At 67.1% G+C, this 12,824-nt stretch carries 14 protein-coding genes; 13 read left to right on the plus strand and 1 reads right to left on the minus strand.

Annotated features, from left to right (window positions below; translation table 11 throughout):
- The first annotated feature begins 80 nt into the window (after positions 1–80).
- The 13 genes from QMX78_RS04475 to QMX78_RS04535 are packed head-to-tail and all read left to right on the plus strand — an operon-like array spanning position 81 to position 12,310.
- Positions 81–2,084 (plus strand): conjugal transfer protein TraG, encoded by a 2,004-nt coding sequence (locus QMX78_RS04475; protein ID WP_282266963.1) that lies wholly within the window; start codon positions 81–83, stop codon positions 2,082–2,084.
- Positions 2,081–2,545, plus strand: coding sequence for a CopG family transcriptional regulator (locus tag QMX78_RS04480; protein WP_123787504.1), 465 nt, complete (start codon positions 2,081–2,083; stop codon positions 2,543–2,545). Before QMX78_RS04475 ends, QMX78_RS04480 begins: the two co-directional genes overlap by 4 nt.
- Entirely contained in the window at positions 2,542–3,558 is a 1,017-nt protein-coding gene (trbB, locus tag QMX78_RS04485; protein WP_235105038.1) for a P-type conjugative transfer ATPase TrbB, read from the plus strand. Before QMX78_RS04480 ends, trbB begins: the two co-directional genes overlap by 4 nt.
- Complete coding sequence (locus tag QMX78_RS04490; protein WP_123787506.1) at positions 3,555–3,947, plus strand: TrbC/VirB2 family protein; 393 nt, start codon at positions 3,555–3,557, stop codon at positions 3,945–3,947. The genes trbB and QMX78_RS04490 overlap by 4 nt, the downstream gene beginning before the upstream one ends.
- A complete protein-coding gene (locus QMX78_RS04495) occupies positions 3,944–4,216 on the plus strand; it encodes a VirB3 family type IV secretion system protein (RefSeq protein WP_123787507.1) in 273 nt (90 codons plus the stop codon). The genes QMX78_RS04490 and QMX78_RS04495 overlap by 4 nt, the downstream gene beginning before the upstream one ends.
- 12 nt (positions 4,217–4,228) lie before the next feature.
- A complete protein-coding gene (trbE, locus tag QMX78_RS04500) occupies positions 4,229–6,700 on the plus strand; it encodes a conjugal transfer protein TrbE (RefSeq protein ID WP_033955072.1) in 2,472 nt (823 codons plus the stop codon).
- On the plus strand, positions 6,697–7,422 hold the full coding sequence (gene trbJ, locus QMX78_RS04505; RefSeq protein WP_033955075.1) for a P-type conjugative transfer protein TrbJ: 726 nt from the start codon (positions 6,697–6,699) through the stop codon (positions 7,420–7,422). Before trbE ends, trbJ begins: the two co-directional genes overlap by 4 nt.
- An 11-nt stretch (positions 7,423–7,433) precedes the next feature.
- On the plus strand, positions 7,434–7,733 hold the full coding sequence (locus tag QMX78_RS04510) for a hypothetical protein (RefSeq protein WP_025986883.1): 300 nt from the start codon (positions 7,434–7,436) through the stop codon (positions 7,731–7,733).
- Positions 7,730–9,088, plus strand: coding sequence for a P-type conjugative transfer protein TrbL (gene trbL, locus QMX78_RS04515; protein WP_019396558.1), 1,359 nt, complete (start codon positions 7,730–7,732; stop codon positions 9,086–9,088). The genes QMX78_RS04510 and trbL overlap by 4 nt, the downstream gene beginning before the upstream one ends.
- Before the next feature lie 12 nt (positions 9,089–9,100).
- Entirely contained in the window at positions 9,101–9,805 is a 705-nt protein-coding gene (trbF, locus tag QMX78_RS04520) for a conjugal transfer protein TrbF (protein WP_019396559.1), read from the plus strand.
- On the plus strand, positions 9,802–10,803 hold the full coding sequence (gene trbG, locus QMX78_RS04525) for a P-type conjugative transfer protein TrbG (RefSeq protein ID WP_282266981.1): 1,002 nt from the start codon (positions 9,802–9,804) through the stop codon (positions 10,801–10,803). Before trbF ends, trbG begins: the two co-directional genes overlap by 4 nt.
- A 2-nt stretch (positions 10,804–10,805) precedes the next feature.
- Entirely contained in the window at positions 10,806–12,068 is a 1,263-nt protein-coding gene (locus tag QMX78_RS04530; RefSeq protein ID WP_019396561.1) for a TrbI/VirB10 family protein, read from the plus strand.
- Entirely contained in the window at positions 12,065–12,310 is a 246-nt protein-coding gene (locus QMX78_RS04535) for a DUF2274 domain-containing protein (protein ID WP_019396562.1), read from the plus strand. The genes QMX78_RS04530 and QMX78_RS04535 overlap by 4 nt, the downstream gene beginning before the upstream one ends.
- A gap of 305 nt (positions 12,311–12,615) precedes the next feature.
- Here the strand turns inward: QMX78_RS04535 and QMX78_RS04540 are convergent.
- The coding region (locus QMX78_RS04540; RefSeq protein ID WP_282266986.1) for a hypothetical protein at positions 12,616–12,824 on the minus strand (209 nt) is incomplete at its 5' end.

Raw genomic sequence — 12,824 nt, forward strand, 5'->3', positions numbered from 1 at the left:
ACGGCCTTTGACCGGCCTGTACGCACGCCTTGATCCTCAGTGCTGCGGCACCTCCGTGTGCCGTGATCGGAGGCGAGGTTATGCAAGGGACGAACGTGCTGTTCGGTCAGATCGCCGTGGTATTCGGCATCGTGATCGCCGGTGTGTGGAGCGCCACACAATGGACGGCAGCGGCCCTGGGCTATCAGCTACGCCTTGGCTCGCCGTGGTTCGATTTTCTAGGCACGCCGGTCTATCACCCGTGGCGACTGTTCGAGTGGTGGTTCTTCTTCGATGCCTACGTGCCCCGCGTGTTCGACATCGGCGGCGCTATTGCGGGCGGCAGTGGTCTCGCCGCCGTGCTGGTGGCGATTGGCATGTCGATCTGGCGCTCGCGGCAATCGCGCCTGGTCACGACTTACGGCTCGGCCCGCTGGGCGAACGCGGATGACATTCGCAAGGCTGGCCTCACGCAGCCGGCCGGCGTGTTCCTGGGCCAGCACGACCGTCAGTACCTGCGGCATGAAGGCCCGGAACACGTCCTGACCTTCGCACCCACGCGCAGCGGTAAAGGCGTTGGCCTGGTGGTGCCGACGCTGCTGTCCTGGCCCGCGTCCGCCGTGATCCACGACATCAAGGGCGAAAACTGGCAGATCACCGCCGGCTGGCGTTCGCGCTTCTCGCATTGCCTGCTGTTCAACCCGACCGATGCGAAGTCGGCCGCCTACAACCCGCTGCTGGAGGTGCGACGCGGCGCGCATGAGGTGCGCGACGTGCAGAACATCGCGGACATTCTGGTCGATCCCGAAGGCGCGCTGGAGAAGCGCAACCATTGGGAAAAGACCTCGCACGCGCTGCTGGTCGGGGCCATCCTGCATGTGCTCTACGCGGGCGAAGACAAGACGCTGCGCGGCGTCGCCAACTTCCTCTCCGACCCGGCCAGCCCGTTCGAGCTGACCTTGCACCGGATGATGACCACGCCGCACCTCGGCGATGGGCCGCATCCGGTCGTCGCATCGGCGGCGCGTGAAGTGCTCAACAAGAGCGACAACGAACGCTCGGGCGTGCTGTCCACGGCCATGTCGTTCCTCGGCCTGTACCGCGATCCCACGGTAGCCGAAGTCACCTCGCGCTGCGACTGGCGCATCGCTGACCTGATCGCGGCCGAGCATCCGGTGTCGCTGTATCTGGTGGTGCCGCCCTCAGACATATCGCGGACGAAGCCGCTCATTCGCCTGATCCTCAACCAGATCGGGCGGCGCCTGACCGAATCGCTCGATGGCTCCGACGGCATCGAGCGCCGCCACAAGCTGCTGCTGATGCTTGACGAGTTCCCGGCGCTGGGGCGCCTGGACTTCTTCGAGACGGCGCTGGCCTTCATGGCCGGCTACGGCATCCGCAGTTTTCTCATCGCCCAAAGCCTGAACCAGATCGACAAGGCGTATGGGCAAAACCATTCCATCCTCGATAACTGCCACGTCCGCGTGACGTTCGCCACGAACGACGAACGCACGGCCAAGCGTATTTCCGAAACGCTCGGCACCGCCACCGAGCTGCGCGCGCAGCGCAACTATGCGGGCCACCGGCTCGCGCCGTGGCTGAGCCATCTCATGGTGTCGCGTCAAGAGACGGCCCGCCCGCTGCTGACGCCGGGCGAAGTCATGCAGCTTCCGCCCGACGAGGCGGTGGTGATGGTGTCCAGCGTGGCGCCGATCAAGGCGAAGAAGCTGCGCTACTACGCGGACGCCAATTTCAAGCGGCGCGTGCTGCCGTCGCCCACGCTGACGGACGGACAGTACGCCGACGCGCCGCCGCTGCGCCCTGACGACTGGAGCGGGATGGCGATTCCTGCCGTGCCCGCCGCGCTTGCGGCCGATACCGCCGAAGGCTTCGGCGCCGCAACCGACGACGGCGGCCCGCGCCGTCAGCCCGAACTCTCGCAAACCGTCGCCTACGACCCCGAGCTGGCCGCGCCCGCAGCCGACCTCGGGCTGCTCGATGACGACGACGACCTGCCGCTTCCCCTTCCTCGCCAGCTCGATCCGGCCATGCAGCGCACGGCCCGGCTGGCTTCCCTCGACCCCAACGACGGAATCGAGCTATGAGCCACTACCGCCTGAACCTCTTTATCCAGCCCGAGCACGCCCAGCGGCTCGATGAACTGGCCGCCAAAAAAGGCGTGTCCAAGTCCAGCATTGTCGCTGCCGCCTTGGCGTCCTGGCTGTCGCCGGACGCGGCCGACCAGCGCGAGGCGGCCATCGCCAAGCGGCTGGATCGCCTGTCGCGGCAGGCCGAGCGCCTGGAGCGCGACCAGAACATCGCCATCGAGACATTGGCGCTGTTCGTTCGCTACTACCTGACCGTCAGCACACCGGTGCCCGAGGCGCACCAAGACGCGGCCCGTGCCCAGGGCAAGGCGCGCTTCGAGCAGTTCGTCGAACAACTCGGGCGCCACCTGCTGCGCGGGCGCAGCCTGGTACGTGACGTGGTGGAAGAACTGCATCCCGACCCGATGCGGATGGAGGACGCGGCGGCAGCCGCGCAAGCGCAGGAGCGCGCGTCATGAGCGCCACATCGCTCGACCGCCGCATCCAGATGCTGCGCACGGCGATGGGGCCGCTGATCGCCACTGCGCTCGAAGACCCGGACGTGGTGGAAATCATGCTCAACCCCGATCGCACCCTTTGGGTGGATCGGCTGTCGTCGGGCCGCGCGCCGATGGGCGTGGAGCTGTCCGAAGCGGACGGCGAGCGAATCATCCGCCTCGTGGCCGCCCACGTCGGCGCGGAAGTGCATCGCGGCCAGCCGCTGCTGTCGGCAGAGCTGCCCGAAACGGGCGAACGCTTCGAGGGCATCTTGCCGCCTGCCGCGCCGGGGCCGGCCTTCGCGCTGCGCAAGCGTGCCATCGGTGTGATCCCGCTGGAGCGGTATGTCATCGACCGGGTGATGACCGCCGCGCAGGCAGCCTTTCTCGTTCGCGCCGTGCGCGAGCGCAAGAACATCCTCATCGCCGGCGCTACCAGCAGCGGCAAGACCACGCTTGCTAATGCCTTGCTGGCGGAAATCGCCGCCACCGGCGACCGCGTGCTGGTGCTCGAAGACACGGTGGAACTGCAATGCTCGGCCCGCGACCACGTTCCGCTGCGCACGCGCGCGGGCGTGGTGTCCATGACCGAGCTGGTGCGCTCGTCCATGCGCCTGCGGCCGGATCGCGTCGTCGTCGGCGAGGTGCGCGGCCCCGAGGCGCTGGATCTCATCAAGGTGTGGGGCACGGGCCACCCCGGCGGCATTGCCACGATCCACGCGGGTTCCGCACTGGGTGCGCTGCTGCGCATGGAGCAACTAATTCTCGAAGTGGCGGTGAACCCGCCCCGTGCACTGATCGCCGAGGCCGTGGACGTGGTGATCCACATCGCCGGGCGCGGGCACAAGCGCCGCATCGAGAGCATCGCCCGCGTCGTCGGCTTCGACGGCGTGGGCTACCAACTGGCGGACGCGCTGGACGCGCCGTTTCCCGAGCTGCCTTCGCAGTCCGACCTTTCTTCCCCGTCCCTCAACCACTCTGGAGAACTGCCATGACGCAGATGCACATTCCTGCTTTCCGTGTTTCCGTAAATCCGCCCTCGCGGCTGCCGAGGCTGGCCCGGCTGCACAGCCTGGCCCGCCCTGCGGGGCAAGGGCTGCTGCTGTCCGCGCTGCTGTTGTTCCTGGCCGGCACCGCGCAGGCCGCTGGTTCCTCAATGCCGTGGGAAGGCCCCTTGCAGTCGATCTTGGAGTCGATCCAAGGGCCGGTGGCGCGCATCGTGGCAGTCATCATCATCATCGCCACGGGCCTCGCTCTCGCGTTCGGCGACACGTCGGGCGGCTTCCGCAAGCTGATTCAGATCGTGTTCGGCTTGAGCATCGCGTTCGCCGCGTCCTCGTTCTTCCTGTCGTTCTTCAGCTTCTCCGGCGGGGCTGTCGTATGAGCGCCCCGGATAGCTTCGCGGCGGGGTTCGAGGTGCCTTTGCACCGCTCGCTCACCGAGCCGATCTTGCTGGGCGGTGCGCCGCGCACCGTGGCGATTGCCAACGGCACGCTGGCTGCCGCTGTGGGGCTGGGCCTGCAACTCTGGATTCCCGGTGCCGTGCTCTGGATCGTCGGCCACTCGCTGGCGGTGTGGGGAGCGCGCGTCGATCCGCAGTTCATGCAGGTCTTTGCGCGACACATCAAGCATCGCCCGCTGCTGGACGTGTGAGGGGACGCCGCCATGCTGAACCTCGCCGAATACCGCCAGCGGCCTGCGCTGCTGGCCGACTGGCTGCCCTGGGCCGGGCTGGTCGCGCCGGGCGTCGTCTTGAACAAAGACGGCAGTTTCCAGCGCACGGCCCGGTTTCGCGGGCCTGACCTCAACAGCGCCACGCAAAGCGAGTTGATCGCCACGTCAGCGCGATTGAACAACGCGCTGCGGCGGCTGGGTTCGGGCTGGGCGCTGTTCATCGAAGCCGAGCGCTGCGCTGCCGCCGACTATCCGCACTCGGAGTTCCCCGAGCCGCTTTCGTGGCTGGTGGACGAGGAACGCCGCGCAGCGTTCGAGGAATCGGGCAACCATTTCGAGAGCGGCTATCACCTGACGCTGGTGTACCTGCCGCCCGAGGAATCGCGCGCGCGTGCGGCGGGGATGCTGTACGAGAACCGGCCCACCGAAGGCGTGGATTGGCGTGAGCGCCTGCAAGCCTTCGTCGCGGAGACGGATCGCGTCTTTGACCTGCTCGATGGCGTGATGCCGGAAATCGCATGGCTCGATGACAGCCAGACGCTGACCTACCTGCACGCCACCATCTCGACGCGGCGCTATTCGCTGGCGGTGCCCGAGGTGCCGTTCCACATCGACGCGCTGCTGACCGATTCCGTGATGGTCGGCGGCCTCGCACCGATGCTGGGCGACCAGCACCTGCGCGTGGTGTCGGTGCGGGGCTTCCCGACCTCGACCTGGCCAGGGATTCTGGACGACCTCAACCGCCTGGGCTTTGCGTATCGCTGGAGTACGCGCTTCCTGTGCCTGGACAAAGCCGAGGCGGAAAAAGAACTCACCCGGCTGCGCCGCCAGTGGTTCGCAAAAAGGAAGAACGTCATCGCGCTACTGCGCGAAACGATCTTCCAGCAGGAAAGCCCGCTGGTCGATACCGATGCCAGCAATAAAGCCGCCGACGCGGACGCGGCGTTGCAGGAGCTGGGCAGCGATCAAGTCGCCTTCGGCTACCTCACCGCCACGGTGACGGTGCTCGATGCTGACCCAGCCGCAGCCGACGAGAAGCTGCGCATGGTGGAGCGCGTCATCCAGGGGCGCGGGTTCGTGACCATTCCCGAAACGCTCAACGCCGTGGATGCGTGGCTGTCCTCGCTCCCCGGCAACGCCTACGCCAACGTGCGCCAGCCCATCGTCTCGACGCTGAACCTGGCGCACATGATGCCGGTGTCGGCGGTATGGGCCGGGCCGGAGAAGAATGACCACTTGGGCGGCCCGCCGCTGATCGTCACGCGCACCGATGGCGCGACGCCGTTCCGGCTGGTGACGCACATCGGCGACGTGGGCCACACGCTGGTCGCCGGCCCGACCGGCATGGGCAAGTCGGTCTTGCTCGCCACGCTGGCGATGCAGTTCCGCCGCTATCGCGGCTCGCGCATCTTCGTGTTCGACATGGGGCGTTCCATGCGCGCCACGATCCTCGGGCTGGGCGGCGAGCACTACGACCTGGGCACGGATGGCGAAATCGCCTTCCAGCCGCTCGCCCGCATCGACCGCGAGGGCTACCGCACCTGGGCCGCCGAATGGATCGAAGGCCGCTTGCTGCATGAGGGCGTGGCGGTCGGCCCGGACGAGAAGGCCGCCATATGGTCGGCACTCGGCAGCCTCGCCGGTGCTCCGTTGGAGCAGCGCACGATGACGGGCTTGTCGGTACTGCTGCAATCGAACGCGCTGCGTCAGGCGCTCGCGCCCTATGTGCTCGGCGGCGCGCACGGCAAGCTGCTGGACGCCGACCACGACCGGCTGGGCAACGCCGACGTGCAGGGCTTCGAGATGGAGGAGCTGATGCACAGCAAGGCCGCCGTCATGGCCGTGCTGCATTACCTCTTTGCGCGCTTCGATGAACGCTTCGACGGCGCGCCCACGCTGCTGATCCTCGATGAAGCGTGGCTGTTTCTGGATGACCCGGTGTTCGCGGCCCGCATCCGGCAATGGCTCAAGACGCTGCGCAAGAAGAATGTCTCGGTCATCTTCGCCACCCAGAGCCTGGCCGACATCAAGGATTCGAGCATCGCGCCCGCGATCATCGAAAGCTGCGCCAGCCGCATCTTCCTGCCGAACCCGCAGGCGACCGAGCCGCAGATTCGCACGATCTACGAGGGCTTCGGCCTCAACCGGCGGCAGATCGAAATCGTCGCCACCGCGCAGCCCAAGCGCGACTACTACTACCAATCCCGCCTCGGCAACCGTCTGTTCGACCTCTACCTGGGGCCGGCGACGCTGGCCTTCGCGGGCGCTTCCACGCCGCAAGACCAGCGCGCCATTGATGACGTTCTTGGCCGCGTGCCGCCGGACGCCGGCGCACCCGGCTTCGCGGGCGCCTGGCTGCGCCATCGCGGCCTCGATTGGGCGGCCGACCTGCTGCCCTCGTTTCCCGGCCTTGTGCCGGGTTCCCTCCGTACTACCGACCACCCACAGGAGAGCCTGTCATGAAGAAGCGCCTGATCGCCGCCGCCGTCGCGGCCATGCTTTGCACCGCCACCGCCCATGCGCAATGGGTCGTGATCGACCCCACCAACCTCGTGCAGAACACGCTGACCGCGATCCGCACGCTGGAGCAGATCAACAACCAGATCCAGCAGCTCCAGAACGAAGCGCAGATGCTGATGAACCAGGCGCGCAATCTCGCCAGCCTGCCGTCCAGCGTGGTGGGCCAGTTGCGCGCCAATCTGGCGACGACCGAGCGGCTGATCGCCCAGGCTCGCGGCTTGGCCTACGACATGACGAACCTCGATCGGGAGTTCGCGCGCCTATATCCCGAGCAGTACGCCGCCACCGTCAGCGGTGACCAGATGTACCGCGACACGCAGGAGCGTTGGAAGAACACGCTCAACGGCTTGCAAACCACCATGCAGATGCAGGCGCAGGTGTCGCAGAACCTGGGCGTTGACGAAAGCGTGCTGGCCGACCTCGTGGGCAAGAGCCAATCGGCCGAAGGCGCGTTGCAGGCGATGCAAGCCATGAATCAGTTGCTCGCCTTGCAGGCCAAGCAGTCGATCCAGTCGCAGCGGCTCCAGATCACGCAAGACCGAGCCACCGCACTGGAGCTGGCGCGGCAGGCCGCAGCCACCGAGCGCGGGCGCGAAGTGACGCGGCGCTTCCTGGGCAGCGGCACGCCGTACACGCCGCAGTCCGTCGATTTCTACAACCACTGACGGGTGCGGCCATGAAGAACGCGCCCGTCCTGTTCGCTCTCGCGTCCCTGCTGACCGGCTGCGACCGGCCGCCTTCGGCGGATGCGCTGGCCGCCGACCCGTCCCGGCTGCACGCGCTGCTCGCGCAATGCCGCGCGGGCGAGCACGACGGCGCGTTCTGCGCACACGTGGCCCAAGCCGACCTGCGCCGCTTTCTCTCCGGCAAAGCCGGCCCCGGCGAGTACCAGACGCTCGCCGACCTGCCGCCGATTCCACCCAGCTTCGATGAACCCGCCGATGACAACGGGCCTGGGCAGGAGAACTCGCCATGAATGACGTGACCATCATCGACCGCTTCCTCGATACGTTCTCGCGCTACATCGACTCGGGCTTTGGCCTCCTGCATGGCGAGGTGGCGTTTCTGACCGCCACGCTGATCGTCATCGACATGACGATCGCCGGGCTGTTCTGGGCAATGAGCCATGCCACCGGCCAGGGCGAAGACGTGATCGCCAAGCTGATCCGCAAGGTGCTCTACGTCGGTGCCTTCGCCTACATCATCGGCAACTTCAACTGGCTGGCCGGCATCGTGTTCCGCTCGTTCGCGGGCCTGGGCCTGACGGCCAGCGGCTCGACCTTGAGCATGGAGAACTTCCTGCATCCGGGAAGGCTGGCCAAGATCGGCATCGACGCCGGGGCGCCGATCCTCGACCAGATCGGCGACATGGCGGGCTTTCCCGAGGTGTTCGTGAACATCACGCCCATCGTCGTGATGTTCCTCGCGTGGCTGATCGTCCTGCTGTGCTTCTTCGTGTTGGCGATCCAGCTTTTCATCACGCTGATCGAGTTTAAATTGACGACGCTCGCGGGCTTCGTGCTGGTGCCGTTCGCCCTCTGGAACAAGACCGCGTTCCTCGCCGAAAAGGTGCTGGGCAACGTGGTGTCGTCGGGCATCAAGGTGCTGGTGCTGGCCGTCATCGTGGGCATCGGCTCGGGCTTGTTCGCCGAGTTTCAGGTGCAACCGGCCGAGCCGTCCATCGACCATTCGGTCGTCGTGATGCTGGCCTCGCTGACGCTGCTGGCGCTGGGCATCTTCGGGCCAGGCATAGCGACCGGGCTGGTGTCGGGCGGCCCGCAGCTCGGAGCGGGCGCGATGGCCGGTGCCGCGCTGGGCGCGGCGGGCGCTGCCGTTGCCGTGGGCGCTGCTGCCACGGGCGTCGGGGGCGCTGTCGCTGCCGGCGCACGCATGGCCCCGGCTGCCGCCAAGCTGGCCGGCAGTGGTGCGCGTGCCGCCGCCGGGGTCGCCGGCAGCGCGAAGTCGGCGTTCCAGGCCGGCTCCGCTTCCGCTGGCGGCGGCCTCAAGGGCGCTGCCGCCGGTGTGGGCAATGTCGCCAAGACCGGCGCGCAGGCGGCCGGGCAGAAGGTGGCGCAAGGCGCGCGCTCGATCCGCGAACGTGCTGCCGCAGCGTTCAGCGCAGACGCGCCCGCGTCCGCATCCACAGCGGGGAGCGGTGCCCCCAGCGGCGACGCGCCGCCGTCCACGCCGCAGGAGCAGCCCGCCTGGGCGAAGCGCCTGCACCGACGCCAGCAGCTCACCCATGCCGCCACAACTGCCGCCCACACGCTGCGCGGTGGCGATGGCGGCGGCTCCGGCCAGGGGCCGAGCCTGCGCGATTCTGATTCATAAGGAGAACTGACCATGCGATTCAAGAAGCCGCAGGTGCGCTACGCCGACACGCCGCAGCCTGCCACGCCGTATCAAGCTGCCGGCCAGGTGTGGGACGACCGTATCGGCTCGCCGCGCGTGCAGGCGAAGAACTGGCGGCTGATGGCCTTCGGGTGCCTCACGCTCGCGCTGCTGATGGCCGGCGGCCTGGTGTGGCGCTCGGCGCAGTCCATCGTGACGCCCTACGTGGTGGAAGTGGACAACGCGGGCCAGGTGCGCGCCGTCGGCGAAGCCGCCACGCCGTACCGGCCCAGCGATGCCCAGGTGGCCTATCACCTGGGCCGCTTCATCGAGCTGGTGCGCTCGCTGTCCATCGACCCCATCGTCGTGCGCCAGAACTGGCTCGACGCCTACGACTACACCACCGACAAGGGCGCCGTGGTGCTCAACGACTACGCGCGCACCAACGACCCGTTCGCGCGCATCGGCAAGGAGTCGGTGACGGTGCAGATCACCAGCGTGACACGCGCCAGCGACACGTCTTTCAACGTGCGCTGGACGGAACGGCGCTTCGTCAACGGCGCCGCGGCGGGCACTGAACGCTGGAACGCCGTGATTTCCATCGTGCAGCAGACCCCGCGTACCGAACAGCGCCTGCGCAAGAACCCCCTGGGCATCTACGTCAACGGTCTGTCGTGGAGCCGCGAACTGGATTCTTCCGAAGGAGCCAAGCCATGAATCCGCTTTTCCGTAAATCCGCCTTGCCGTTGATCCTGCTTGCTTCGGCTGTCTTGTTCTCCGGCTGCGCCACGCAGGGCAAGCCGCCGCCGGCCATCTCGCTCGATGAGCCGGTGCAGGCCCAGCCGCTGCCGGAGCCACCCGCGCCGGTGGAAGTGGTCAAGGTGCCCGAGCCGCTGGCGCTGCCGGCGCAGTTGAAGCCATTGCCCGAAGCCGAGGGCGCCAAGCCCGCGCCGGAACCGGCCGACGAAACCGTGCGCGTCTCGCGCGCCAACGCGGAGGCCCGCATCGCGCCCACGCGCGAGGGCTATGTCAATGCGATTCAAGTGTGGCCCTTCACCGATAGCGCGCTGTATCAGGTCTATGCGGCCGTGGGCCGTGTGACCGTGATCGCGCTCCAGCCGGGCGAGGAACTGGTGACGGTGGCCGCAGGCGATACCGTGCGCTGGATCGTGGGCGACACGTCCAGCGGCAGCGGCGATGCGCTGCGCGTCAATGTGATGGTCAAGCCCATCCGCTCGGGCCTCAAGACCAATCTGGTCATCACCACCAGCCGGCGCACCTATCTGCTGGAGCTGACCTCGACCGAAAAGACGTGGATGGCCTCGGTGTCGTGGGAGTACCCGAAGGACAAGATGCTGGCCTTGCAGCGCCAGGCGCAGGCGGCCAGCGCCGCCGCGCCGGTCGATACCGGCTTGTCGCTGGAGAAGATCCGCTTCCGCTACGCGATCAGCGGCAGCAATCCACCGTGGAAGCCGCTGCGCGCCTTCGATGACAGCGAGAAGGTCTATATCCAGTTCCCCGCCGGCATCGCGCAAGGCGAGCTGCCACCGCTGTTCGTGATCGGTGCGCAGGGCGACGGGCAACTGGTGAACTACCGCTTCCGAGCGCCGTACTACATCGTGGATCGCCTCTTTGGCGCGGCAGAGCTGCGCCTGGGTGGTGACAAGGGCGACGTGGTGCGGATCGAGCGCACGGACGGCACGCGGAGGAACTGACCATGAGCCAGGATGACACTCCCGACCTCGCCACGCCGCAGGCGGGCAAGGTCGCGCCCGAGGCGGTGGCGCTGCGCGCCCAGCCGCGCCCGGTCACACGCTTGAACCGGCGCACGTTGGCGATGCTCATGGGTGGCCTATCGGTCGCCGTGCTGGGCGCGACCATCTGGTCATTGCAGCCGCAGCGGCGCGGCGGGAGCGAGCAGACCGAGCTTTACAACGTCGATCGCGTCTCGAAGTCCGAAGGGCTGGACGGCCTGCCGGCCGACTACTCGAAGCTGCCGCCGAAGGTGCCGGAGCTGGGGCCGCCGCTGCCGGGCGACCTTGGCCCGGCCATCGTGAACTCGCAGCAGCCCGTGACGCCGACCTATGCGCCGCCTGGGCATAACCCCGAGGACGCCTTGCGCAAAGAGGCGGACGCGGCGGCGGCCTCGGCGGTGTTCTTCCGCTCGGGCCAGCAGGGCAAGGCCGCAGCGCCTGCCACAGCCCAAGCCGCTGCGGCTGTGCCGGGCAGCGCCTTCGACCCGCTGGCGGCCGGGCCGGCCTCGACGGCGGCACAGCCTGCCGATCCGACCGCCACGCAGAACCGGCAAGACCAGAAGGAGGCGTTCTTGAAAGGCGGTTCTACGGAAACTCGCAATTCCGGCAATCTGCAAATGCCGGCCTCGCCATATCAGGTCATGGCCGGAACAGTGATCGCCGGGGCGCTGGTGACGGGCATCAAGTCGGACTTGCCGGGCGACGTGATCGCCACGGTGACGGAGCCGGTCTATGACTCGGCGACGGGCAAGTTCCTGCTGATCCCGCAGGGGTCGCGCATCCTCGGCAAATACAACAGCCAGGTCAGCTACGGGCAGAGCCGCGTGCAGGTGGTATGGAACCGGATCATCCTGCCCGACACGTCTTCGCTGACCATCGACAACCTTGTGGGCACCGATCCGGCGGGCTATTCCGGCCTTGAAGATGGCGTGGACTACCACTGGGGCCGCATCGTCGCTGGCGCGGCGCTGACGACGCTGCTGGGCGTGGGCGCGGAACTGGCTGCGCCGGAGAACCGGCAGGACGGCAACCGCATCGTGATCGCGGGGCGCGACAGCGCGCAGGACAGTATCAATCAGGTCGGACAGGAGATGACCCGGCGCAATATGAACATCCAGCCGACGTTGACAGAGCGGCCTGGGCTGCCGGTGCGGATCATCGTCAACCGCGACTTGGTGCTGCGGCCTTATCAGCCGATGTTCTTCAACAGGGGAGCGATGCGATGAGCACGGGTAAGAAGCTGCGGCTCGGGCCGCTGCCGAAACTGGAATCCACCAAGATGACCTTCGCGTGCCCGGCCGGCCTGCGGGCCGATCTTGACCGCTACGCGGCGCTGCACGCGCAGACCTACGGCGAAGCGGTCGATGCCATGACGTTGATCCCGCACATGCTGGAGGCATTCATGGCGGGGGATCGGGGATTCAGGAAGGGCACTGCAACACGGAGCGTGCCGTCGAAGCCGACATGATGGCGTCGCCTACCATCCAGCGGCATCCATCCAACGCGCAGCCCCAGGGCTGCGCGTTCTTCGTTCTGGATGCTGGGCTATGATGATGAAACAGGCCCGCTGTTCCTCGACAATCCAGCACGACACCGTGCGATGCGGCTTTCCCTCCCGACGCTCCTATGTGGCTCCTAGCCCACGAGGCAACACTTCTGCGAAGTGGCCTGAAAAAGAGCTAACCTACTGTCCCATATACGGTTTCAAGCCCCGCGTGATTTACACGGAGGACTTGACACCAGAACTTTTTTGTTGCCGAGGAACACCAGCAATTATTGTTGTTTTTGTGGGAGCGGCGTCAGCCGCGAAGCTGATGTACCAGCAGATTGCGAAGTGCGCGGTTCTTCGTTGCTCCCAACATCGCGGCTGATGCCGCTCCCACAAACAAAGCTTGCAGCCTTGTAGGAGCGGCGTAAGCCGCGAAGCTCGTGCATTGTCAGATTGCACAATATTCGATGATTCGTTGCCCCCAGCTTCGCGG

It is taken from the genome of Stenotrophomonas sp. PS02298, assembly GCF_029959445.1.
Classification (GTDB): domain Bacteria; phylum Pseudomonadota; class Gammaproteobacteria; order Xanthomonadales; family Xanthomonadaceae; genus Stenotrophomonas.

Excerpts from the sequence above, each read along its gene's own strand:
- QMX78_RS04475 (WP_282266963.1), top strand. The coding sequence starts at position 81 with ATGCAAGGGACGAACGTGCTGTTCGGTCAGATCGCCGTGGTATTCGGC.
- QMX78_RS04480 (WP_123787504.1), top strand. The coding sequence starts at position 2,081 with ATGAGCCACTACCGCCTGAACCTCTTTATCCAGCCCGAGCACGCCCAG.
- trbB (WP_235105038.1), top strand. The coding sequence starts at position 2,542 with ATGAGCGCCACATCGCTCGACCGCCGCATCCAGATGCTGCGCACGGCG.
- QMX78_RS04490 (WP_123787506.1), top strand. The coding sequence starts at position 3,555 with ATGACGCAGATGCACATTCCTGCTTTCCGTGTTTCCGTAAATCCGCCC.
- QMX78_RS04495 (WP_123787507.1), top strand. The coding sequence starts at position 3,944 with ATGAGCGCCCCGGATAGCTTCGCGGCGGGGTTCGAGGTGCCTTTGCAC.
- trbE (WP_033955072.1), top strand. The coding sequence starts at position 4,229 with ATGCTGAACCTCGCCGAATACCGCCAGCGGCCTGCGCTGCTGGCCGAC.
- trbJ (WP_033955075.1), top strand. The coding sequence starts at position 6,697 with ATGAAGAAGCGCCTGATCGCCGCCGCCGTCGCGGCCATGCTTTGCACC.
- QMX78_RS04510 (WP_025986883.1), top strand. The coding sequence starts at position 7,434 with ATGAAGAACGCGCCCGTCCTGTTCGCTCTCGCGTCCCTGCTGACCGGC.
- trbL (WP_019396558.1), top strand. The coding sequence starts at position 7,730 with ATGAATGACGTGACCATCATCGACCGCTTCCTCGATACGTTCTCGCGC.
- trbF (WP_019396559.1), top strand. The coding sequence starts at position 9,101 with ATGCGATTCAAGAAGCCGCAGGTGCGCTACGCCGACACGCCGCAGCCT.
- trbG (WP_282266981.1), top strand. The coding sequence starts at position 9,802 with ATGAATCCGCTTTTCCGTAAATCCGCCTTGCCGTTGATCCTGCTTGCT.
- QMX78_RS04530 (WP_019396561.1), top strand. The coding sequence starts at position 10,806 with ATGAGCCAGGATGACACTCCCGACCTCGCCACGCCGCAGGCGGGCAAG.
- QMX78_RS04535 (WP_019396562.1), top strand. The coding sequence starts at position 12,065 with ATGAGCACGGGTAAGAAGCTGCGGCTCGGGCCGCTGCCGAAACTGGAA.